Origin of the sequence: Rhizobium leguminosarum (assembly GCF_019798305.1) — a bacterium.
Lineage (GTDB): Bacteria > Pseudomonadota > Alphaproteobacteria > Rhizobiales > Rhizobiaceae > Rhizobium > Rhizobium leguminosarum_U.
The window spans coordinates 33182-55559 of record NZ_JAAXDD010000011.1 but is presented as its reverse complement, the minus strand read 5'-3'; the positions used below and the strand labels follow the sequence as shown (position 1 = coordinate 55559).

Sequence of the window (22378 nt, the reverse complement as noted above, 5' to 3'; positions counted from 1 at the left end):
CATCAAGGAACAGCAGAACGGTCCGGTGCATTCCTTTCCTCGCGCAAGCCATTTCAGCGCAAGGAGAATTGATATGTCTTACAAAACCATTCTCGCCATTCTCGATACATCAGACAATAGCGGCGCGGTTGCCGATTTCGCCTTTGCCATGGCCGCTGAAAGCGGCGCCCATGTGATCGGCCTGCATGCCGAAATCATCTCCGCCGTGCCGCTGGTGGCGCCGATGGAAATCCCCGATCCCGTCGCCGTGCAGGCGCTGCAGGACATGGCGCATAGCGAAACGATTGCGGTCGAGCGTATCTTCAGGGCGAAAGCGGAGGCATCAGGCGCTTCCTCCGAGTGGCGCAGCTTTGCCACATCAACCGGATACGGCTCCGCACCGCTGATCGAAAGTGCGCGCAGCGCCGACCTCTTAATCGCCTCACAGGCCGACCCGGCCAGACCTTCCGACAGCCACGTCGACGTCGACAGTTTCCTCTTCGAAAGCGGCCGGCCGGTGCTGATGATCCCCTATATCATCCGCCAGCCGAAGCCGATCAAGCGCGTGCTTATCGCCTGGAACGGCTCGAAGGAGGCGGCGCGCGCGACCTTCGACGCGCTGCCGATCCTCAAAGCCGCCGACGAGGTGGAGATCTTTTCGGTCGATCCGGCCGACACGGCGCTGCAATCGCCGCTGACCGCAGGTGCCGACATCGCCGCGACGCTTGCGCGTCATGGCGTGAAGACGACGCTTTCGACGGCGCAAAGTGTGGACAAAAGCGCATCCCATGTCATCGAAAACAGGCTTTCGGACAGCAGCATCGATCTTCTCGTCATGGGCGCCTATACGCATTCCTGGCTCTGGCAGATGATCTTTGGTGGCACGACCAAGACCCTGCTGCAATCGATGACGGCGCTGACCCTGTTATCGCGTTGATTGGCTGCTCTTGCCTTTTGCCGGCAAATCCCGCTAATTGCGGCGACCGATGACAGCTTCGAGCCTCGGCCCCATCTCGCGCAGTTCCGGCTGCGCGATTTGCGTTTTGCCGATCGCCGCTTCAAGCCCGTCCGGTCGCCGGCAAACGGCGTGTCGTTTTTTCATGCCGCGGAGCAGCCCGATGTCCCTTCCCGATAAAGCCTTTCCCGTTTCCTGGGATCAGTTCCACCGCGATGCGCGCGCGCTTGCCTGGCGGCTTGCCGGCCTTGATCAGACGTTCAAGGCGATCGTCTGCATCACCCGCGGCGGCCTCGTTCCGGCTGCGATCATTTCGCGCGAACTGAACATCCGGCTGATCGAGACCGTCTGCGTCGCGTCCTATCATGACTATGTGAACCAGGGGGACATGGTGCTGCTCAAGGGAATAGCGCCCGAACTTCAGGAAAATGGCGGCGAAGGCGTTCTCGTCGTCGACGACCTGACGGATACCGGCAAGACCGCCGCACAGGTGCGCGCCATGCTGCCGAAGGCACATTTCGCCTGCGTCTATGCCAAGCCGAAGGGCGTACCGACCGTCGACACCTTCATCACCGAGGTGAGCCAGGATACCTGGATCTACTTCCCCTGGGACATGGGCTTCACCTATCAGGAGCCGATCGCCAAGGGCGCGCGCTGATCGCCACCGATCGCAACGCGCAACCTTCGCATTTACTACTTGAAATTGTTCCAGATTTTGTCGGCGAGGTTTTCTGAATCCGCTATCGGGATCTGCACATCTATTTTATCTTATTCGCATAAACACTGCATAATTCCTTAAATCGGAATCGATTTAAGGATAAAATTATGCAGAAATTCAAAGTGTTACAGCGTCCTTAGCGCGTCTAAAGAAGACGCGCGGCGCTGTAAGAAGCTGCGAATCGCGTCAAATTGCGCTTAAAGCGTGCAACAAACGATGCGATATAAGGAAGCAAGATGGCGCGGTGGGGGCATATAGGAGCGGTTGTGACCGTCGGGTTGGCGACCTTTCTATTTCCGCTGGCGCCTGTCCGCGCTGAGCCTGCCTACATTCCCCTCGTGCGCGACTATGTCGAGAAGCGGATCCGACCAATAGTGGAAACGCCATTGGTGCTGAACGCCATTGCCGAGCAGAACGCGAAATTCGACAATGTCAGCGAAATGGATATGCGCGTGCTCGACGAGACCTACCGGTCGGAGGTCGATCAGCACCACCTGCATATGGTCAAGCTGCTGCTCGACAAATCCGTGTCGCACTATCTGAAAGCCAGGCAGGACGCCTCGCAAGGGGTGATCGTCGAGTTTTTCGTCACCGACTCGCATGGGCTGAATGTCGGGCAGAGCACCATCACCGCCGACTATTGGCAGGGCGACGAGGAGAAATATCTCAGAACCTTCGCCAACAGCTCCCGGGAGATCTTCATCGACCGGGCCGAACGCAACGAATCCACCCAGAATCTCGAAACGCAGGCGAGCTTCGTCGTCATGGACGAAGAGAACAGGCCGATTGGCGTCGCCATCGCTACCATCGCCATCGATGCGCTCTAAAGCGCGTCGCAATCTTTCAGATTCGCTCCCCGCGCTTTAGGTCTTATTTCCAACGCTCGTCGTTACCGCAAAACCGCTTTACAGTTTTGCGCGACATGCTCTCAGGGCGCTGATTTCCTCTGCGAATCGCCATGCGCATTTGCGCCGGAAATGCCATCACAAGATTTGCCGCAGGACGCTTTTTTGCCGTTCCGACCTTTTCCTTAGCCGGCAACACCTGCAAGCCATTGTAATTTCAGCGCTCCCCGGCTTTCCCCAATCTCCACAGGCGCATCCACAACATGTTGTGGTTAGCAATCAATTAAAAGCCAGCCCTTGACGGAATCAGCTGTTTCAAACTTTACTGTTCCTGATGTTGCGGCGGCGACAGGACCGGAGGTAACGAGCCCGGTTCCCTTTTGAAAATTAGGACGCAGAATCAGGGCGATGGACCGGGAACGGTTCAGGCCTGACAGGGTTTTTGTGCGGTTTTCAGCCTCCAAAAAAAGTGACATTGGGACTGGCGATAATAAGCTGTTAATACTATATTTAGTGTTTGCAGCCACCATCACCACAAGATACAGGAAGGTCATCTCCGGATGACACCCCTGTCACGATACGGAAACGAGACTGGCTGCGCGACGACAAAGTGCCGCCGGATAGGAATTTTGCGCCGAGGTCGCGGGGACCGGGCGCCAACACGAGGTCAAGACCATGCGCATCGAACGTCGTTTCACGAAGGCCGGCCAAGGCGCCTATGCGGATATCGAATTCCGCAAGGCGACGAGCGAGATCAAGAACCCTGACGGTTCGGTCGTGTTCCGCCTCGAGAATATCGATGTTCCCGCGCAGTTCTCCCAGGTCGCGACCGACGTTCTGGCGCAGAAGTATTTCCGCAAGGCCGGCGTTCCCACTCGGCTGAAGAAGGTCGAGGAAAACGACGTTCCTTCCTTCCTGTGGCGCTCCGTTCCCGACGATGCTGCGCTGAAGGCCCTGTCCAAGGACGAGCAGACCGGCTCCGAAATCGATGCGCGCCAGGTCTTCGACCGTCTTGCCGGCACCTGGACCTATTGGGGCTGGAAGGGCGGCTATTTCTCCTCCGAGGAAGATGCCTCGGCCTTCAAGGACGAGCTTGCCTATATGCTCGCCACCCAGCGCGTCGCCCCGAACTCGCCGCAGTGGTTCAACACCGGCCTGCACTGGGCCTACGGCATCGATGGTCCCGGCCAGGGCCATTTCTACGTCGATCCCTTCACCGGCAAGCTGACCAAGTCCAAGTCGGCCTATGAACACCCGCAGCCGCATGCCTGCTTCATCCAGTCTGTCGAGGACGATCTCGTCAACGAAGGCGGCATCATGGACCTTTGGGTGCGTGAGGCGCGCCTGTTCAAATACGGCTCCGGTACCGGCTCCAACTTCTCGATGCTGCGCGGCGAAGGCGAAAAGCTTTCCGGCGGCGGCCGCTCCTCCGGCCTGATGAGCTTCCTGAAGATCGGCGACCGCGCCGCCGGCGCCATCAAATCGGGCGGCACGACGCGCCGCGCCGCCAAGATGGTGGTCGTCGACATCGACCATCCCGATATCGAGGAATACATCAACTGGAAGGTCAAGGAAGAGCAGAAGGTCGCAGCCCTCGTCACCGGCTCCAAGGTCGTCGCCAAGCATCTGAAGGCGATCATGAAGGCCTGCTTCAACTGCGAAGGCGGTGACAACGGCGATTGCTACGATCCCAACAAGAACCCTGCCCTGAAGCGCGAAATCCGCGCCGCCAAGAAGGACCAGGTTCCCGAGAACTACGTCCAGCGCGTCATCCAGTTCGCCCGCCAGGGCTACAAGGATCTCCAATTCAAGACCTACGACACGGATTGGGATTCGGAAGCCTACCTCACGGTATCCGGCCAGAACTCCAACAACTCCGTCTCGATCAAGGACGACTTCCTGCGCGCCGTCGAGAATGATGGCGAATGGAACCTGACCGCCCGCAAGGACGGCCGGGTGATGAAGACGCTGAAGGCCCGCGATCTCTGGGAAACCATTTCCTACGCCGCCTGGGCTTCGGCCGATCCGGGCATCCATTTCAACACGACGATGAACGACTGGCACACTTCGCCGGCCGGCGGCCCGATCCGCGGCTCGAACCCGTGCTCGGAATACATGTTCCTCGACGACACGGCCTGCAACCTTGCCTCGCTGAACCTGCTGCAGTTCAAGGACAAGGCCACCAAGCGCATCAACATCGCCGATTACGAACATGCGGTTCGCCTGTGGACCGTCGTGCTCGAAGTCTCGGTCATGATGGCGCAGTTCCCGTCGAAGCGCATTGCCGAACTCTCCTACGAATACCGCACGCTCGGCCTTGGCTACGCCAATATCGGCGGCCTGCTGATGTCGTCAGGCATTCCCTATGACTCCACTGAGGCCCGCGCCATCGCAGGGTCGCTGACCGCGATCATGACCGGCATCTGCTATGCGACCTCGGCCGAAATGGCTGCCGAGCTCGGCCCGTTCCCGAATTTCGCGCCGAACCGCGAGAGCATGCTCAAAGTCATTCGCAACCATCGCCGTGCGGCGCATGGCGAGAGCTCCGGCTATGAAGCGCTGTCGATCAACCCGGTCGCGCTGATCCATTCGGAAAACCCAGACCAGGATCTCGTCGCCCACGCCAAATCGGCCTGGGACAAGGCGCTCGAGCTTGGTGAACAGCATGGCTACCGCAATGCCCAGGTCTCGGTCATCGCGCCCACAGGCACGATCGGTCTCGTCATGGATTGCGACACCACCGGCATCGAGCCCGACTTTGCCCTCGTCAAGTTCAAGAAGCTCGCCGGCGGCGGCTACTTCAAGATCATCAACCGCGCCGTGCCCGACGCGCTGCGCACGCTCGGCTATTCGGAAAGCCAGATCGCCGAGATCGAAGCCTATGCTGTCGGCCACGGCAATCTGAACCAGGCGCCGGCGATCAATCCGTCGACGCTGAAGACCAAGGGCTTCACCGACGAAAAGGTCGAAGCCGTCAATGCCGCGCTGAAGAGCGCCTTCGACATCAAGTTCGTCTTCAACCAGTGGACGCTCGGCGCCGACTTCCTGAAGGATACGCTGAAGGTTTCCGACGAACAGCTCGCCGACATGAGCTTCAGCCTGCTCGACCATATCGGCTTCTCGAAGAAGGACATCGAAGCCGCCAACATCCATGTCTGCGGCGCGATGACGCTGGAAGGCGCGCCCTTCCTCAAGGCGGAACACCTGCCGGTCTTCGATTGCGCTAATCCTTGCGGCAAGATCGGCAAGCGCTACCTCTCGGTGGAAAGCCATATCCGCATGATGGCGGCGGCTCAGCCTTTCATCTCGGGTGCGATTTCCAAGACGATCAACATGCCGAACGAGGCGACCGTCGAGGATTGCAAGAACGCCTACATGCTCTCCTGGAAGCTTGGCCTCAAGGCCAACGCGCTCTATCGCGACGGCTCGAAGCTGTCGCAGCCGCTCAATTCCTCGCTGATCGAAGACGAGGACGATGAGGATGCGCTGGAGGAACTGCTGCAGGCGCCCCTGGCCGCCCAGGCCGTCACCGTCACCGAGAAGATCATCGAGCGGGTGATCGAACGAGTTTCGCGCGAACGCGAGAAGCTGCCGAACCGCCGCCAGGGCTATACCCAGAAGGCCGCCGTCGGCGGACATAAGGTCTATCTGCGCACCGGCGAATTCGGCGACGGCCGCATCGGCGAGATCTTCATCGACATGCACAAGGAAGGCGCCGCCTTCCGTGCGATGATGAACAATTTCGCCATCGCCATCTCGCTCGGCCTGCAATATGGCGTGCCGCTCGAGGAATATGTCGAGGCCTTCACCTTCACCAAGTTCGAGCCGGCCGGCATGGTCATCGGCAATGATGCGATCAAGAACGCTACCTCGATCCTCGACTATGTCTTCCGCGAGCTTGCCGTTTCCTATCTCGGCCGCCATGATCTGGCACATGTCGATACGTCGGATTTCTCGAACACGGCGCTTGGCAAGGGCATCCAGGAAGGCAAGACCAACCTGCTCTCCACCGGCTGGACCCGCGGCTACAAGCCGACGCTGGTGTCCGGCACCGGCGGCGAACGCCAGGCAGGCGAACCCAAGGGTGCGGCGACCGCCGCCCCTGCCCGCGCCACGTCCACCGGCACCGTGACCGCCTTTGCAGGCAGCGCTGCCCGCAAGCTGGAGCCGACGGTCGCCATCGCCACCTCCGAAATCGTCGCCTTCAAGCGCGATTACGAAGAACGCGCCAAGGAACTGGCGGAAGAGATCGCCGAAGAGGTGACCGAGGAACTCACCAGCGACGCAACGGCCTTGTTCTCAGACAAGGCGGCAGCCGACGCGGCAACGGCGAAATCCGAAGCCAAGAAGCGCGAAGCCGAACGCCGCCAGCGCTCGATCATGCAGGGCTATACCGGCAACATGTGCTCGGAGTGCCAGAACTTCACGATGGTGCGGAATGGCACTTGCGAGAAGTGCGACACGTGTGGAAGTACAAGTGGGTGCTCTTGAGTACTCTTCCTACTCCGAACCGGTTCGCACTAAAGCGAACCGCGTCAAAGAAGCATCCGCCCTTTGGGCGGATTCCGTTTAGGAAGACAGGGCTGAGGAGCGGAGCCCACTTCGCAGCCGAAGAAGCTCTGTTTTCACAACGCATGACGGGAAAACTAAGAAATGTGGGCAGACCTCACCTAAGATGAAGTCATTAATTCGATCTAGGGTCGACGGAACGGACTACGGCTAGAGCCTAGAGCGAGCGTCGTACATTCCGAACTTGGACGCCTTCAGGTGCGGCACGAAACCGATCAACTCGTAGACGTTCATCGATTGATCGAGGTTGGGGGTTGATGCGCTCTCGGGGGGACCATGTGTGGGCCGATCGCTTCGACGGCAATGTTGCCGACGTTTTCGGCGTTCAGGACGCGTTCGTCGTCAAGATCGTCGAGGCGCTGAAAGTCAATCTCATGGGAAACGAGAAAACGGAGATCACCCGTGGCAGGACGGACAGCCTCCGGGCGAAAGAGGCCTTCGACGAGGGCTGGAGTCTCTCTACCTTCGTTTCAATGCCAAGGACGACGCGGCGGCCGTCGCGCCGCTCAAAAGGGCAATTCAACTCGATCCCGAGTACGGACGCGCCTACGCCGCGCTCGCCTTGGTTCAGAGTCGAAGACTACGCTCTGGCACGAGGAGGTCCTCTTCAGAGATGATAACCTCCGTTTGTAGCCATGCACCGAGCTTTCGACCAACTGGAAAACGCCAGAAGATACCCTACGGCTCTCGGATATACGGTCCAAGCGCTGGCCCATCTGCGTTTCAGCCCGCCGCCTGGTATGCGGCCGTCCATCTCCGGTACTCCGAGCTACGTTTTCATGATATCCGCACCGTCACATTGTATTGATACGGTCCGGTCTCCTCGACCCGAACCCTGTCGCCTGCGACCACGCCATTGGCGCGGAAGAACGAACCGATCCAACCTCTCGCCCGGAATAATTTCTTCGACCCGTCTAGGTCGGTTCGAACCGTGCCTTGCCCCCAGTCGACAACGATTTCACGGGCCGCCTTTTCAGCCTTGCTAGAACCTCCGATTGCATCAGATGGAAAGCCATCGAAGAAGTTGCGCAGATAGATATGTTTGTGGTCGATGTTACCTTGGGTGATCTCCACCTCGCCAACGAATTTGCGGTTGTTCGCGACGGTGAGCGTTTCCGGCTCGGGAATTGCCGCGAGCACCTCGCCCGATTGTGGACCATGGTTCATCTGGCGGGCGATCGCATCGGTCACCTCCTCATCGAGATTAACCCATGTCACAGCACCGCTTTTGTGGCGATAGCGAACGGGCGTTTCAAGCCGGCGGACGTCGGCTAGCACCCACGGTGTGTTCCAACTCGCTACCTCGCCAGACCTGATCATTTCTTCGGGTATCCGATGTCGCTCGATCGTTTCGATCATTTGCTCGGGTGACTGCAGAGGATTTACATCGATAAGACGAGCCACGCCGTAAACTGAACCCATGCCCTTCCAGACAAGGCCGAACCACCCTCGATGGGACGTAGGCGTCGAGCGCATTTCCCAGTCCTTCTGACCAGCAAGTATCAAACTGATCCAGGGCTGGGCGATCACCAGCGCCTTTGTTACAACGACCGATGACCGAGCGACGATTTGACTGTTCATTTCAATCCTTGTTGGAGGGCTTCCGTTACCGAATTATTTTTCGAAGTCGCCAGCATTAGTCGATCGACAGAGAACCGTCGGCTGCCGCCACGGGCAATTTCAGATTGTCCCGCTGGAACATTCCTTGCATCGCGGCACTCACAGGGTCACCGCTCTCTGTGGCTTTCTCTGCCGTAAGCAGACGCTGTAGTGCGGCGACATCATCATCCGTATCGCCCATCGGCCACAATGCCGAGCTAGCCAGCCGGCGTTTCCGTGTCATCAGGCTCTGCAGCAAGCAGTCGAAGGACTGGTCGCGGTAGGACGGGTGGATGGCCATCGGGATGTGGATTGTCACCGGATGGGTTTGGCCAATCCGGTGAACGCGGTCGTTGCACTGCTCTTCGACGGCCGGGTTCCACCAGCGCGACAGATGGATGACATGTGTCGCCGCTGTCAACGTCAGCCCTGTTCCAGCCGCCTTGGGCCCGAGCACCAATAGATCGAAGCCCTGGTCGTCGACGAGGTGTCGCTGGAAGCGATTGACGATCGCCTGGCGTTGCGGGATGGGGGTATCGCCGTTGATTAGGTCAACGCGTGCCAGCTTGAACTCGGCGCGAACCAGCTCGATAAAGCGATATTGCATTTGCCGATGCTCGATGAACACGAGCGCACGCTCGCCGCGCGAATGCACCTGCCGGAGTATGTCCATGACGGCGGTCAAGCGGCCAGATGCCGTAATGAAGTCTTCGTCGCTTCGAGCCGCCTGGACAGAAGGGTGCACCGAGACCGTGCGGATATGGTGGAGCATTTTGAGCTGCGCTCCCATCCCTCCGATCGCCAGCTTCAACCGGGCGTCATCGTAGGCGCTCGCCTGAGCGTCGGGCATAAGACGCGGATGGATTTTGCGGGCCTTCCTGGGCAGGTCGGACGCTACGGTGTCTTTGACACGGCGAAGCGCCAGCGGCGGACATTCATCGTTCGGCAGGAAAACGCGGCTGTGGAGTTCTGCCATGTTCTCCGACGTTGGCTCGCGATAGCGTGTGTGGAAGTCGCGCAGCGTATTGAGAGACCCAGCGGCCAACTGGTCCATTATCGACCAAAGGTCAGTAGCCGCGTTTTCGATCGGCGTCCCGGTTAACCCGATGCGGAAGTCCGCATTCATAGCCCGAGCCGCTACCGCTCGCAGGCTGACCGGGTTTTTCAGCGCTTGAATCTCATCGAATACAATCGCAGAAAACGGAACGCGTCCGAGGGAATGCTGATAGTTGGTGAGCGTTGTGTATGTGGTCAGGAGCCAAACCCGATGCGCCCTGCCTTCCTCAATGGCTTCATGTAGGAAACCGAGATCGAGTTTTGCCTCGCCCGCGTCGGTATCCCGTCCCTTTGCGCCGACCGACTTGCGTCCGCCGAGGCTGCTTCCATAAAGCCTGATAAGGTGACCCAAGCCTGGTTCCCGGAGATGGCGGCTAACCTCCTGCTCCCAGTTCTCCAGCAACGATGTGGGCGCGACGACCAGCACCGGACCTTTGTTCGTCGGGGTGCCTTGGGCCATCTGCGCTTTAAGCCATGCCAAAAAGGCAATCGTCTGCAGTGTCTTTCCCAATCCCTGCTCATCGGCGTTTAGGACACCGGGAAGCCCCGCTTTCCATGCTTCAACCTGCCATTCGAGGCTTTCAATCTGATGCTCTTTGAGCGGTGTTTCGATGTCCTGTGGGATATTGAAACCCGTGGCCAAGTTTCTCGTTTTCAGCTTTGCATGCCACGAGAGCTCCTCAAAATTCACTGCCGTGTCGAGAACCATCGGGCCATGCTTGAGCTCTGGGGCTCGGGATTCCTCTTGTGGTTCGGCGACGTCCTTGGCATCAATTCGGTTGTTGATCAGCGTCAGCATTTCCGGGCGGGCGGGCAAGCTGTGGTCACCTAGCTCCACGGATGACTGCTCAGCCGTTATCGCGTCTGACACCCTTTCATGCAGTGCTTCCAGCTCGTCACGCGGCATTTTACCCAGAACTTCGCCGAGCTTGCGCGCGAACTCTTCGGGCATCCACGTCGTACCGCTACCCTCTGAAATGTCGAGCGCCACCTTTTCGAAAGCCACGATGCCCGTTACGCGTTCGGAATACTCTCGGGTCTCGACAAGTAGGTCGCCTGCAGCCGCCTCGATGGCCTCTTGCTCGGCTTGTGGACTTAGTCCTTGGAGTTTTCCGTCGGCGCGAAGCTGGGCTTCGACAGCGTCCGAGATTCTGAGGCCCGGATTGCGCATGAACTCACGCCGTTCGTCAGTCGGCGCTTTCTGCATGTCGGCCATGACCTTGAGCGCGGGGGCCGCTGCCCGGTCGACGACGAGATAGCTTCCGGGAGACAGGCGATAAGCAGGCAGCGCGCCGCGTTCGCGCAGCCTTGTCTGGAACACCCCGAGATTGGTGCTGTCGATCTCCCCCATATCTTCGGAGACCTCATCATGACCACTGTCGTCCTGCCCTAGACGCCGAGACGAAAACGGCACCACTTCGAAGTCCGACGAACCTCTGGGCGAAATCGAAAATCGGTCAGCTAGCCGCACCTGCAGGCCGCTGAGAAAGTCGGTCATCGACAGACGCGCCGCGGGGCCTTTGTTTTCCCCGTCGGCTCCCGGGTCCAGCATCTGCCGAAAACGGGCAAGCGATTCCCAGTCGGCGGATTCGCCTTTTCCGGGACGATGCGATTCCGAAACCTCGATGGCGTCCATCATCCATAACGGGATACGCCGCAGCCCAGCGGCCGTTGTTAGGATCGAGCCTACCCGCGCAGGCAACTGACGCTGGCCGTTCCTAAGCCATTCGTGTTTGAGCCGAAAACCACTGCTTCCAATGATGCCTTCGACATCGGTTTTGAGGACCAGATCGACAACCGGGGGCAAGCCGAGAGTCTCGGCAGTAGCCGAGTCGAGTGCCGCCGCCAGCCGATGGCTCAATCGTATCTCGGTAGCGGTTATGACGGGTTCGATGCCCATCTCGTTGCCGATGGCTCTCGTGTCAGCTATCGCAAATAGAACTTCGCGCTCGCCGATCGGGAGGTTCTGGAGATCGACTGGCGCTTTCTTGGGGATCAGTTGGCTGAGGAAACCAGGACGTTTGCTTTGCAGCCCTATCCGTACACCGTCGTCGTCGAATGAGAGGTCGAAATCCACGGGCGTTCCTTTAGATATTTTCTAGCACCCAGCCTTCCCAGTAGCCCAAATGCGACTGAGCCTTGGCATTGGGAAGTAGGCGAATGCGTTCACAGTCGTATTCGGAATTGTAAAGGGTGGGTGCTCTCGGGTCCGACGCGTTGAATATGTGCACTTTGTAACTATGCGAACCTTCCACAACTATCTTCCTACCCACCTGCAGGATGAGGAGCGACGTGTTCGCTCTGGAATAACCCGCGGTCTGGCGGCCAAACCCCAACGTGCCCCTGCTTCCCGAGGCCTTGCTTCGCTTGATTGCTTCAAACCGGGCACGATCGCTGAACGCGACCCACGCGGCGTCGATGCGGCCCTGTTGGTGAAGCCCGAGCCAGAACTTCCGTCGCGGTTCCCACATGTGGCTTTCCTCGACTTCCGAAACGATATCCAAGAAGAACCGGATATTCTCGCGCGTGAGCCAGCTCAGGATGACCCGCATCAGCGGCTCGCTTACCCCAGTCCACGCGCCCCCACGATGAACGCGGGGGTCCCCATAGAGGCCAATGAGGTTTTCGAGCAGGTAGCGCTGGTCGTCCTCGAGTGGGGACGATTGCGTCCAGTGACCAAGGCAGGCCGAAATCGCTTCGGCGGCTCCGCTCAGTTTCGCCTCCTGCCGTTCAGGCTTGAGCCAACCGAACAGGCGGCTCATTCCCTCCCTCTCCTTCAGCGCGGGTGTTAGTCCCTTCATGTACTCGATGTGCGCGTAGTCCATCAGACCCATGGCATGCGGGCTGCGCATCCCGATCGCTTTCAGGCCGTTCCACGGATCATCCATGTCGAGCATCGTCCGCGCCACGGCCGCGTGACCGACAAACGCATCGAGGACTTCCGGAAAATGTTCAAGTAGTTGCTTCCAGCGGCCTCCAAGGCGCTCGCGTACGCTATCAAGAGCCTCGGCAAGCTCGAGCGAATGGCGAGCGCCGGGGACATAGCTGCTGATGTAGACAGAGATCATCGCGCCAATGAAGCCCATACGGGTCGATGCGCGGCATTCGTCATAATAGAAACGGCGCAGGTTTTCGAGGTCAGGCCTTTCACGTCTCTCCTCGTCAAAGAGGGCGCGAGCTGCCGATGTCACCAGCGACATCGGCGTATCGGTCCAATCGCCTTCAGCGAGGCGACGGTTGACCTCGGCGACCAGCTTTTCGCGATCCCGCTCCGGAGGGTTGCCGACGACGTCCGGCCAACGGGAGAGCACCCGCTCTGCCGCGGAAGTCAGTCGGTTGATCGCGGGAAGTGCTGGTGCCTCGAATGGGGCCGACTTCCGCAGTTTCTCAAGGAGGCCCATTGGATGGCTCCTCGTATTTCTCCAACGAGTGGCGGATACGTTCGATTTCAGCCGAGCGGCTCGGACTGTACATGATGATCCGGAGGTCCACCCGGCGATTGGTAGCTTTTCCTTCCAAGGTCTCGTTCGGGCGGATGGGGCGCATCTGGCCATAGCCCGCAACTGAGAGAACGGGCTGCTTGCGAAAATTCTGGAAGTCTACCAGACGCGGCTCGCTCGCGGTCATCGTTGTAAAGGTCGAGTTTGCTCGAGCCGTGGATAGCATCAGATTGCTCTCCGGGTTTCCGTCTGAATCGGTATGCCCTTCGATCTGGAGGGCCTCGATGATCGAAGCCCCCGGATTGCATTGCTCATTCCAGGTCGACAGTGGGCCGATCGTATAGCAGGGCAGAATTTGCTGAAGTCTGGCAGCGATCTTTTCGACGACAGCTTTCCTGTCTGTCTTGAGGGTGCTCACGCCTCGGTCGAATAGTCCTTCTCCCTGAAAGCGCAGCGCATCGCTCTCTTCGCTGATGACGACCTTGAGATCGGGAAAGTCGATTTTAAGCTGGTCGCGCAGTGTCTCGAGAATCCGGCGACGCTCGGCTGCCGACCGGGTCAGGTAGGCTTCCAGCGGGTCAGGCTTTTTCGATTTGGCGATGATATCTTCGAGTTCGGCGATCTTGGCTTTCAGTTCGCTGATATCTTTTTGAAGATCGGCAGTGGTCGCCTTGAGTTCGGCTATCTCCTTGTCTTTTTCGACGAGGATCTGCCGGAGGACTTCGAGTTGCTCGAGCGCGCCGTTCCGCTCAGTTACGACAGTTTCGTAAGTCGACCTGCTAACCGTGTCCTTATCGTTGTACTGGCTCGCAAAAAACGCAAGCAACAGCATGACGATGAAAAGGAAGCTCACGGTCATGTCGGTCATCGACACGAAAGCGCTTTCTTCCTCTTCTTCCTGATGGTGTACGCGAAACCCGCCGCGCATCAAGCTCTCCGTGACTGCGGAGCAAACTGCTCGGCCTGCTCGACGATTTCTCTCATCGTATCGAGCGCCGGGTTCAGTCTCTCCTGCATATCCCGGACATGGCCGAACATGCCGTCAATAGCGCGCGCCACCTGATCCGTATAGGTTTCAAATGCGCTGCCAAGTTTGGTATCCATCTCGTCGAGACGATCACCCTGCCCCCTCATACGGTCGACCAGCGTTGTCAGACCCGTCAGCGAAGCTTCGATGGCACGAGCCTCCTGTCCGAGGACTTGCCTCGCGGACTCGAGCGCCGCCGCGGCGGCCTCCGCGGTACTCTCGGCGGAACGGGAAACGACGGTGGCGACATGCTGGGTGCTGTCGGCCAGCTGACGTACGGAGTTTTCCATTCTCTCGGTCGCGTTTCTTATCGGCGAGGCGGCCGAGACCAGATCGCTAGAGGCCGCGCGGAAGCTTCCGGCCGCATCCGCCGAGGCGTCAGCACCCGCACGGACACCTTCCGCCATGCGTCGAAGGTCTGCGTTGCCCTGGTTCAAACCGGAGAGCATCTCTTTCAGTTGTCCGGCGATATCTTCCAGAGGTGCCATGATTTCGCGGCTTGCCTTGAGGGCGGCCTCCTCCGAGACCCGCGCAATATCCGCACTCGTTTTCCCGAACGCGGCGACGAGGCTCTCTCCCGCAGCGCCGATCGATCCGCTTGCATCGGCAGCGGCTGCCTGCATACGTGCGTGGGCCGCGTCGCTGCCCGATTTGGCCGCCTGCTCAATTTCCGAACGAAACGCCTCGGCGGCTGTCCGCATCTCGGTCGCTGCCTCGGTAATGGCCCGCGCGCCTTCACCTGTGTTACTTCTGATGCCTTCGAGCGTCTGGTTCATGACATCGAGCAGCTGCTCCGCACCCTGCGTAAATGCACCGCCAGTAGACTGCGCTGTCGCAGTCATGGACTTCCTGAGGTCCTCCACGGCCTGGGCGACGCGGGCGGTGGTTGCTTCCATCTCCTGCCCCATGCGACCTGAGCTTTGATCCATGCGGTCGGCGAGGAGGCCGATCTTGGAGCCTGCCTCCGCCAGTCGTTGGCTGGCATCAGACAGGGCCAGCCCGACCGTGTCCGTAAGCTTTGACGAAAGACCGGACACCATGTCGCCGACGCCTTCGGCGCCGAGCTTTCCGACGCGATCGACCACCGGAGCCATCGCTTCGGTGATCGAATTGGAGATGGCTTTGGGAAGCTCCTCCCTTAGAGGACGGCCAAGTTCGGCGACGAGTTCCATACCGATGATTCGGAAGTGCTCCCGCTGCTCGCGAACCGCGTGCAGCTGCTCCGTCGCCAATGCTTCTAGGCTGATATAGGTGAGCTTTCGTTCGATCTCTTCGCAGAGCTTGTGAATAGCCTGTAGAAGCTTGCCATAGAGCCTACGGAATACGACCGTGAAGATGATCGAGCAAAATAGTCCCGTTAGCGACATGATGAATTTCGCGGAGGCGATGCTCAGGAGAGTACGCATTGTGTCGCTGTCGATCCTGGTGCCCTGCGACATTGCGTTCAGCGCAGAGATGAGACCAAGGAAGGTCAGGAAAAGACCGATCGTGACGAAGAGGCCGGGGGTTATGCGCCACGCGCCAGCGCCGAAACCCAAGTCATCGACGTTGAAGAAGGTCGACGGCCGGACGGCGTTGCGCAAGATGACCTTGCCGTGCTCCTCATGGGGTACAAAGGTCTCCCTGTACTCGGTCCACGCGTGAGCAACCTGCTGCTGATGTAAGGACCTCGCTTTTTCTTGGATGCGAGCGCACAGGGCCTCGATGTCTCGACTGAAGTCATATTCATTTGCGCTCGCGGAGATTTGGCTCTTGAGCCAAAGAATCGCTTTCCGCTGCTTGTCTACCCGAACCGCGAATGCGATCGAAGCCGCAACCAACGCGACCAGTAGCATGAAGGCGATGAAACCTGGTGCGGATTCATGCGTGAGGAGGCCCGCAAAGAATAGAATTGACGCGCGGACGAAATCGCCTACCGAAATGATGAACTGCACTTATGCCCCCGATACGCCAGGTGGCAAATCACCACCGCCGATTACTTCGGCATCGCATATTAGTACCCTCTGAGTTGTCAACTGCCAAACTTCAGCCACGAACGATTTTGGCCTGACGATTCCCCTAACTTTATTTTGGATTGCAAATCTGCCACTGACGTAGCGCGATTCTGCGACTGTTATGATTTCAAGGTCGCGGCTTGGCGCGGCGAAGGCTTTAGTTCGGTATAAACTGGTATTAGGTTTGGCAAAACGAGCGGCGTGATAGACTCGTATTCATCCAAGCCCGGCTTGCACGTGCAGAAGTCTGGGACTTTAAAGCCCGCTGTTGGCCGACAGGCTGAACCGCCCCGGATTTGCCGGAGACCGTTTAGTTTAAGTTATGCGGCCAATGCTGGTGCGTCCAGCATGGCGTAGTATCGTTCTTCGGCTCGACTGGCGGAATGTTTCCGATAGGCTCCAGAAGGCGGCGGTTGTTGAGCCAGTCGACCCATTCGAGCGTGGCGAACTCCACGGCTTCGAAGTTACGCCATGGCCCTCGCCGGTGGATGACTTCTGCCTTGTAAAGACCGTTGATCGTTTCGGCCAGAGCGTTGTCGTAGGAATGGCCAACATTTCCGACGGAAGGCTCGATGCCCGCCTCTGCCAAACGCTCGGAATAGCGAATGGATACGTATTGGACGCGGCGGTCGGAGTGGTGGATGAGCCCGCCGCTATGGACGGGTCGCCGATCATGAAGCGCCTGGTCCGAAGGCACAAAGCCCGCATGGGCAGTCCGGCTTGCCCGCCAACCAACGATGCGGCGGGCGAAGGCGTCGATCACGCAGGCCACGTAGACGAAGCCTTGCGAGGTCGCCACATAGGTGAAATCGGATAGCCACAGCATGTTCGGAGCGGGAGCAAAGAACTGCCGGTTCACGCGGTCGAGCGGGCATCGCTGATCGTCGTTCGGATCGGTTTGCCGCGAATGATGCCCTGAAGGCCCATCATTCTCATAATCCGAGCGGCGGTGCAGCGGGCGATGTCGAAGCCTTCCCGCTGCAATTGTCGCCAGACCTTGCGCACGCCATAGACCTGGAAGTTCTCGTTGAACACCCGGCGTATCTCGATCTTCATGGCAGTATCGCGCCGGGCGCGGGCCGACAGGCGTTCCACGTCCGTGCGCTTGGCAACGACCTCATAATAGGTGGACGGGGCAATCTGGCTGCCCCCCCCAAGGCGCTGACCGAGGGCATCACCTACGACGCGATTGACGAGGACGCACTTGATGCGCCTGGGCCGCTTCCGATTTGTCACTACATTCCCGATGTGTCGCCGTGGGCCTACCGCGCTTCTTCGGATCCATTGCCGTCGCTCTGCCGCTACGGCCTCACACGGTCGGGATGCGCCGCCTGGAAGGCCGGCAGGTCTGCGCATCTGGCGTCGATGTCGACGATGCGCTTGAAAGTGGTCATATCAACGCCCCAGCGGCGGGCGTTGTAGACCTGGGGAACAAGACAGAGGTCCGCCATCGTCGGCGCATCTCCAACGCTGAACGCACCATCGGCTTCGCGGATCATGGCTTCCAGTCTGCCCAGCCCGTCTGCGATGAAATGCTTCATCCATTGCTCGCGAGCATCGGGCTTATCCGTCATGCTCATCAGATGCGACACGACATGCAGGTTGCAGATCGGATGGATGTCCATGGCGACCGCATATGCGAGGGCGCGCACTTTCTGGCGATCAGCGATGTCCGGTGGCAGCAATCCGCATTCCGGCCGGGTCTCGGCCAAATATTCGACGATTGCCAGCGATTGCGTCAGTATTTTCCCGTCGATCACCAATGTCGGCACCAGTCCCTGCGGGTTGAGCACCAGATATTCCGGGGTCTTGTGCGCCCCTTCCAACAGGTTGATGGGCACTGTCTGATAATCGATACCCAGGAGATTGAGCGCGATGCGGACGCGATAGCTCGCCGATGATCGCCAGTAGTCGTAAAGGACGACCTCGCTCATTGCAGCCCGGCCCCCTGGTATTTTTCGACCGTCTGCTCAATCGCTCCGAAGATCGAATGACCTGCCTTATCCTTCATCTCGATGCGGACCTGATCCCCAAACTTCATGAACGGCGTCCTCGGGGATCCGGTGTCGATGGCCTCGATCATTCTGATTTCGGCGATGCAGGAGTAGCCGTCTCCTGCCTCTTCCACCGGCTTGCCAGGGCCGCCGTCAAGCTTGTTGGACACCGTTCCCGAGCCGATAATCGTTCCGGCCAGGAGGTTACGGGTTTTGGCGGCATGGGCGATCAGCTGGCCAAAATCAAAGGTCATGTCGATGCCGGCGTTCGCCTTGCCGAACGGCTTGCCGTTCAGGCTGACGAGCAGCGGGAGATGCAGCTTGCCTCCGTCCCAGGCATCTGCGAGCTCGTCCGGCGTTACCGCGACCGGAGAAAATGCCGATGCCGGCTTCGACTGGAAAAAACCAAATCCCTTCGCCAATTCGTCCGGGATCAGACCGCGCAGCGACACGTCGTTGACGAGCATCACCAGGCGGATGGCGTCGCGTGCGGCCTCCGGGCTGCAACCCATGGCAACATCGCCGGTGATGACGGCGACCTCGCCCTCCATGTCGATCCCGTAAACCTCGTCAGCCGCGACGATCGGATCGCGCGGCGCGAGGAACGCGTCCGAACCGCCCTGATAGATCAGCGGATCGGTCCAGAACCTTGCCGGCATCTCGGCGCCGCGCGCCTTGCGCACCAGTTCGACGTGGTTGACGTAGGCGGAACCATCGGCCCATTGGTAGGCGCGCGGCAAAGGTGACGTAGCGTCATGTTCGTGAAACCGGATCGTCGGCTGGGCGCCGGTCTCGATGCCTTCGGCAATCAGCTGGAGTCTCGGAGCCACATGCTCCCAGTCGTCGAGTGCCGCCTGCAATGTGCGGGCGATATGACCGACCTCCGAACAGCGGGTCAGATCACGGGAAACGACGACGAGCCGGCCGTCCCGCGTGGAGTCTTTTAACGTCGCAAGTTTCATGTCCGAAATTCCGTGCCGGAGGATGACTTCACTTGATGCATCACTTGATACCCCTCACTTGATACCAGGGGTTCCGTCGAACTTGCGTTCCAGGCCATCCCAGCATTCCAGGTAATCATCCTGCAGCGTCTCGAGCTCGGCTGCGTATTTCGTCAGTTGCTGCGGGTACCTTGTCTCGAACATGAAGGCCATGGTGTGATCGAGCTTCACGGGTTTGAGCTCGGTATTGGATGCCTTTTCGAAGGCGAGCGCGTCCGGCCCGTGGGGAAGCATCATGTTGTGCAAGCTCATGCCACCAGGCACGAAGCCCTCCTCTTTGGCGTCATACTGGCCGTGGATCAGGCCCATGAATTCGCTCATGATGTTGCGGTGGTACCAGGGCGGACGGAAGGTGTGCTCGGCGACCAGCCATCGCGGCGGAAAAATCACAAAATCGACATTCGCGGTGCCCGCATCTTCGGTCGGCGCGGTCAGCACCGAAAAGATCGATGGATCTGGATGATCGAAGCGGATGGCGCCAACAGGAGAAAATGTCCGCAAGTCGTATTTGAATGGAGCGTAATTGCCGTGCCAGGCCACCACATCCAGCGGCGAATGGCCGATGTCGGTGACATAGAATTTTCCGCACCACTTCACATGGACGCGGCACGGTGTTTCCTTGTCCTCGAATGCGGCGACAGGCGTCTTGAAATCGCGCGGGTTTGCCAGGCAGTTGGCGCCGATCGGTCCGCGGTCCGGCAGGGTGAATTTCGCGCCGTAGTTCTCGCATATATAGCCACGCCAGATCGTCTGCTCGCCGCCCTTCAGAATCTTGAACATCATGCCGCGGGGGATGAGGCATATTTCCAGGGGCTCGACGTCAATGATCCCCATTTCGGTGAACACTCTGATGGCGCCGAGCTGCGGCACGATCAGCAGCTCACCATCGGCGTTGAAGAAATAGTCGTCGACCATGTCCTCATTGAAGAGGTAGGCATGGGCTGACATGCCCACCTGGGTGGTGGCATCGCCTGCCGTCGTGATGGTCCGCACCCCCTCGAGAAACGTCAGTCTCTCCGAGGGTGCGGGGATGGGGTCCCAGCGAAGCTGGCCGAGGGGAAGCGTATGTTCGTCGAGGCACGGCGCGGTTTTCCATAGCGGATAGGACGCATTGGAGAAGCGGCGGGTGTGACGCACGCTCGGGCGGATGCGGTAAAGCCAGGATCTTTCGTTGGTCCCGCGCGGCGCGGTGAACGGCGAGCCGGAAAGCTGTTCCGCATAAAGACCGTAATTGCACTTCTGCGGGCTGTTCTGGCCCTGCGGCAAGGCGCCGGGCAGCGACTCGGTTTCGAAGTCATTGCCGAACCCCGGCATATATTTCAGCTTGTTTGCCGTCGCGGCTTCACCGTCGGACGTCTGGATCGATGTCTGGTCCATGCTCACTCCTCCCCGAACACTCCGGCGCCGCGCGTCTGAAAGATGCGCGGCGCTTTAGAGTTTACTCCGCTGCAGTCCCGATGACACCACGCTTGATCTGATCGGCCTCGATCGACTCGAAAAGAGCGCGGAAGTTGCCTTCGCCGAAGCCTTCGTCGCCCTTGCGCTGGATGAATTCGAAGAAGATCGGGCCGATGACGGTCTTGGAGAAGATCTGCAGCAGGATTTTCGTCATGCCGCCATTCACCACACCTTCGCCATCGATGAGGATGCCGTGTTTCTTCAGGCGTTCGACAGGTTCGCTATGGCCGTTCACGCGTTCATAGGACATGTCGTAATAGGTCTCCGGCGGACCCGGCATGAAGCGCAGGCCGTTGTCGGCAAGCCTGTCGGTGGCGTCGTAGATGTCCTCCGTCCCAACGGCGATGTGCTGGATGCCCTCGCCCTTGTACTTCTTCAGATATTCCTCGATCTGGCTGGTGTCGTCCTTCGATTCATTCAGCGGAATGCGGATCTTGCCGCAGGGCGAGGTTATGGCGCGGCTGACCAGACCGGTGATGCGCCCATCGATATCGAAGAAGTGAATCTGCTTGAAATTGAACAGATTGCGGTAAAAATCCCACCACTTGTCCATGTTGCCGCGGAAGACGTTGTGCGTCAGATGGTCTAGATAATAGAAGCCGATCCCCTGGGGATGCGGGTTGCTTTCGCCAAGCCAGTCGAACTCGGCATCGTAAGCCGATCCCTTGGCACCATAGGTCTCGACGAAATAGAGCAGCGAACCGCCGATGCCGACAATCGCCGGGACATTGAGCGCCTTGTCGTCCCCGTCATAGGGAACAGCACCTTTCAACACCGCGTGGTCGAAGGCGTGCTGGGCGTCGACGACGCGCCAGGCCATCGATGGGGCGCAGGGACCATGATTTGCGACGAACCGCGCCGCATGGCTGCCGGGTTCCGCGTTCAGCAGATAATTGATGTCACCCTGTCGCCAGACGGTGATGTCTTTCGTCTTGTGTTTGGCAACGGCAACGTAGCCCATGCGTGTGAAGAGCTCGCGCAGCGTCTCGGGCTCGGGATGGGCGAATTCGACGAATTCGAAGCCGTCGGTGCCGGCCGGATTGTCGGCGGTGATTTCCGAGGGCGGCGCGTCATGCGGGAAAGGACCCATTTTCTTTCCTCCAGAGGAGATTGCATTTGATATGCAAAGTGTGGCCCAAAACGCGTGCAAAGTTCTTGCATTCTTCATGCTCCAGGAAGAGATTATGCACGATCCATGAGTGTTCTGGAGATTTCGTGCAATGGATGAACCGCTCGACAAATTGGATTTGCGCCTGCTCCAGGAACTTCAAAAGGATGGCAGGCTGACGAACAACGAGTTGGGGGAGCGGATCGCGCTTTCGCCGTCGCAATGCTCGCGCCGGCGCACAAGACTGGAGGCTGACGGATATATCCGCAGCTACCGGGCTCACCTCGATCGGCAGAAGTTGGGTCTCGACATGCTGGTGGTCATTTCCGTGACGCTTGCGACCCATAATAGAGATAATGCGCGCCGATTTTCGCAACTGATCAACGGACTGCCGGAAGTTCTCGAAGCCTATGCCTTAACCGGTGAAATGGACTATCACCTGACGGTCGCGACCCGCGGCCTCGCCGACCTCTCCAAATTCGTCAACGACGTCCTGTTGCCCCACGAGTCGGTCCAGCACGTGAAGACCTCGATCGTGCTCGACACGCTGAAGACATTCGAAGGCTTTCCGGTACATATGCCGGGTAGCAGCCGGCATGGGGACAGCATCCGATAAGTTTGACGGCATCCCCTTG

Annotated in this window: 18 protein-coding genes; 6 read left to right on the top strand and 12 right to left on the bottom strand. The window is 59.2% G+C overall.

Annotation, left to right across the window (positions count from 1 at the left end):
- Nucleotides 1-73: 73 nt before the first annotated feature.
- The 3 genes from HFO99_RS20125 (at nt 74) to HFO99_RS20115 (ending at nt 2479) form a co-directional block, all read left to right on the top strand.
- On the top strand, nt 74-916 hold the full coding sequence (locus HFO99_RS20125; RefSeq protein WP_128403024.1) for a universal stress protein: 843 nt from the start codon (nt 74-76) through the stop codon (nt 914-916).
- A 181-nt stretch (nt 917-1097) separates the two neighbouring features.
- Complete coding sequence (gene gpt / locus HFO99_RS20120; protein ID WP_128403025.1) at nt 1098-1592, top strand: xanthine phosphoribosyltransferase; 495 nt, start codon at nt 1098-1100, stop codon at nt 1590-1592.
- A gap of 296 nt (nt 1593-1888) precedes the next feature.
- Nucleotides 1889-2479 (top strand): hypothetical protein, encoded by a 591-nt coding sequence (locus HFO99_RS20115; RefSeq protein ID WP_128403026.1) that lies wholly within the window; start codon nt 1889-1891, stop codon nt 2477-2479.
- Between the two features lie 290 nt (nt 2480-2769).
- On the opposite strand, the gene HFO99_RS20110 is transcribed toward HFO99_RS20115, so the two are convergent.
- Entirely contained in the window at nt 2770-3051 is a 282-nt protein-coding gene (locus tag HFO99_RS20110) for a hypothetical protein (protein WP_222363178.1), read from the bottom strand.
- Between the two features lie 121 nt (nt 3052-3172).
- Between HFO99_RS20110 and HFO99_RS20105 the strand changes: the two genes are divergently transcribed.
- Together HFO99_RS20105 and HFO99_RS20100 are read left to right on the top strand one after the other, a co-directional pair.
- Complete coding sequence (locus HFO99_RS20105) at nt 3173-6988, top strand: vitamin B12-dependent ribonucleotide reductase (protein WP_222363177.1); 3816 nt, start codon at nt 3173-3175, stop codon at nt 6986-6988.
- A 356-nt stretch (nt 6989-7344) separates the two neighbouring features.
- Nucleotides 7345-7683, top strand: coding sequence for a hypothetical protein (locus HFO99_RS20100; protein ID WP_222363176.1), 339 nt, complete (start codon nt 7345-7347; stop codon nt 7681-7683).
- Between the two features lie 160 nt (nt 7684-7843).
- Here HFO99_RS20100 and HFO99_RS20095 read toward each other — a convergent pair whose 3' ends face one another.
- The 11 genes from HFO99_RS20095 to hppD form a co-directional block, all read right to left on the bottom strand.
- A complete protein-coding gene (locus tag HFO99_RS20095) occupies nt 7844-8647 on the bottom strand; it encodes an ASCH domain-containing protein (protein WP_222363175.1) in 804 nt (267 codons plus the stop codon).
- A 55-nt stretch (nt 8648-8702) separates the two neighbouring features.
- Nucleotides 8703-11798 (bottom strand): DEAD/DEAH box helicase, encoded by a 3096-nt coding sequence (locus HFO99_RS20090; RefSeq protein WP_222363174.1) that lies wholly within the window; start codon nt 11796-11798, stop codon nt 8703-8705.
- 10 nt (nt 11799-11808) lie between these two features.
- Nucleotides 11809-13122, bottom strand: coding sequence for an EH signature domain-containing protein (locus HFO99_RS20085; RefSeq protein WP_261323239.1), 1314 nt, complete (start codon nt 13120-13122; stop codon nt 11809-11811).
- On the bottom strand, nt 13109-14089 hold the full coding sequence (locus HFO99_RS20080; protein ID WP_222363173.1) for an OmpA family protein: 981 nt from the start codon (nt 14087-14089) through the stop codon (nt 13109-13111). Before HFO99_RS20080 ends, HFO99_RS20085 begins: the two co-directional genes overlap by 14 nt.
- Complete coding sequence (locus HFO99_RS20075) at nt 14089-16122, bottom strand: MotA/TolQ/ExbB proton channel family protein (protein ID WP_315860490.1); 2034 nt, start codon at nt 16120-16122, stop codon at nt 14089-14091. The genes HFO99_RS20080 and HFO99_RS20075 overlap by 1 nt, the downstream gene beginning before the upstream one ends.
- Before the next feature lie 370 nt (nt 16123-16492).
- The gene (locus HFO99_RS20070) at nt 16493-17137 is read right to left on the bottom strand and encodes an IS3 family transposase (protein WP_261323252.1); all 645 of its coding nucleotides are present in this window, start codon (nt 17135-17137) and stop codon (nt 16493-16495) included.
- Nucleotides 17038-17418 (bottom strand): IS3 family transposase, encoded by a 381-nt coding sequence (locus HFO99_RS33810; RefSeq protein WP_315860489.1) that lies wholly within the window; start codon nt 17416-17418, stop codon nt 17038-17040. The genes HFO99_RS20070 and HFO99_RS33810 overlap by 100 nt, the downstream gene beginning before the upstream one ends.
- A 65-nt stretch (nt 17419-17483) precedes the next feature.
- A complete protein-coding gene (maiA, locus tag HFO99_RS20065) occupies nt 17484-18116 on the bottom strand; it encodes a maleylacetoacetate isomerase (RefSeq protein WP_222363172.1) in 633 nt (210 codons plus the stop codon).
- Nucleotides 18113-19138: a fumarylacetoacetate hydrolase family protein gene (locus HFO99_RS20060; RefSeq protein ID WP_222363171.1), complete on the bottom strand. Its 1026-nt coding sequence runs from the start codon at nt 19136-19138 to the stop codon at nt 18113-18115. Before HFO99_RS20060 ends, maiA begins: the two co-directional genes overlap by 4 nt.
- A 54-nt stretch (nt 19139-19192) precedes the next feature.
- Nucleotides 19193-20554: a homogentisate 1,2-dioxygenase gene (gene hmgA, locus HFO99_RS20055; protein WP_222363170.1), complete on the bottom strand. Its 1362-nt coding sequence runs from the start codon at nt 20552-20554 to the stop codon at nt 19193-19195.
- 61 nt (nt 20555-20615) lie between these two features.
- Nucleotides 20616-21725, bottom strand: coding sequence for a 4-hydroxyphenylpyruvate dioxygenase (gene hppD, locus HFO99_RS20050; RefSeq protein ID WP_222363169.1), 1110 nt, complete (start codon nt 21723-21725; stop codon nt 20616-20618).
- A 130-nt stretch (nt 21726-21855) separates the two neighbouring features.
- On the opposite strand from hppD, the gene HFO99_RS20045 reads away from it, so the two are divergent.
- The gene (locus tag HFO99_RS20045; RefSeq protein WP_222363168.1) at nt 21856-22359 is read left to right on the top strand and encodes an Lrp/AsnC family transcriptional regulator; all 504 of its coding nucleotides are present in this window, start codon (nt 21856-21858) and stop codon (nt 22357-22359) included.
- Nucleotides 22360-22378 lie beyond the last annotated feature (19 nt).

Bases quoted from the DNA above. Each gene is read 5' to 3' on its own strand.
- maiA (WP_222363172.1), bottom strand. From the start codon at position 18,116: ATGAGCGAGGTCGTCCTTTACGACTACTGGCGATCATCGGCGAGCTAT.
- HFO99_RS20125 (WP_128403024.1), top strand. From the start codon at position 74: ATGTCTTACAAAACCATTCTCGCCATTCTCGATACATCAGACAATAGC.
- gpt (WP_128403025.1), top strand. From the start codon at position 1,098: ATGTCCCTTCCCGATAAAGCCTTTCCCGTTTCCTGGGATCAGTTCCAC.
- HFO99_RS20105 (WP_222363177.1), top strand. From the start codon at position 3,173: ATGCGCATCGAACGTCGTTTCACGAAGGCCGGCCAAGGCGCCTATGCG.
- HFO99_RS20115 (WP_128403026.1), top strand. From the start codon at position 1,889: ATGGCGCGGTGGGGGCATATAGGAGCGGTTGTGACCGTCGGGTTGGCG.
- HFO99_RS20080 (WP_222363173.1), bottom strand. From the start codon at position 14,089: ATGCGCGGCGGGTTTCGCGTACACCATCAGGAAGAAGAGGAAGAAAGC.
- hmgA (WP_222363170.1), bottom strand. From the start codon at position 20,554: ATGGACCAGACATCGATCCAGACGTCCGACGGTGAAGCCGCGACGGCA.
- HFO99_RS20095 (WP_222363175.1), bottom strand. From the start codon at position 8,647: ATGAACAGTCAAATCGTCGCTCGGTCATCGGTCGTTGTAACAAAGGCG.
- HFO99_RS20110 (WP_222363178.1), bottom strand. From the start codon at position 3,051: ATGACCTTCCTGTATCTTGTGGTGATGGTGGCTGCAAACACTAAATAT.
- HFO99_RS20085 (WP_261323239.1), bottom strand. From the start codon at position 13,122: ATGGGCCTCCTTGAGAAACTGCGGAAGTCGGCCCCATTCGAGGCACCA.
- HFO99_RS20045 (WP_222363168.1), top strand. From the start codon at position 21,856: ATGGATGAACCGCTCGACAAATTGGATTTGCGCCTGCTCCAGGAACTT.
- HFO99_RS20060 (WP_222363171.1), bottom strand. From the start codon at position 19,138: ATGAAACTTGCGACGTTAAAAGACTCCACGCGGGACGGCCGGCTCGTC.
- hppD (WP_222363169.1), bottom strand. From the start codon at position 21,725: ATGGGTCCTTTCCCGCATGACGCGCCGCCCTCGGAAATCACCGCCGAC.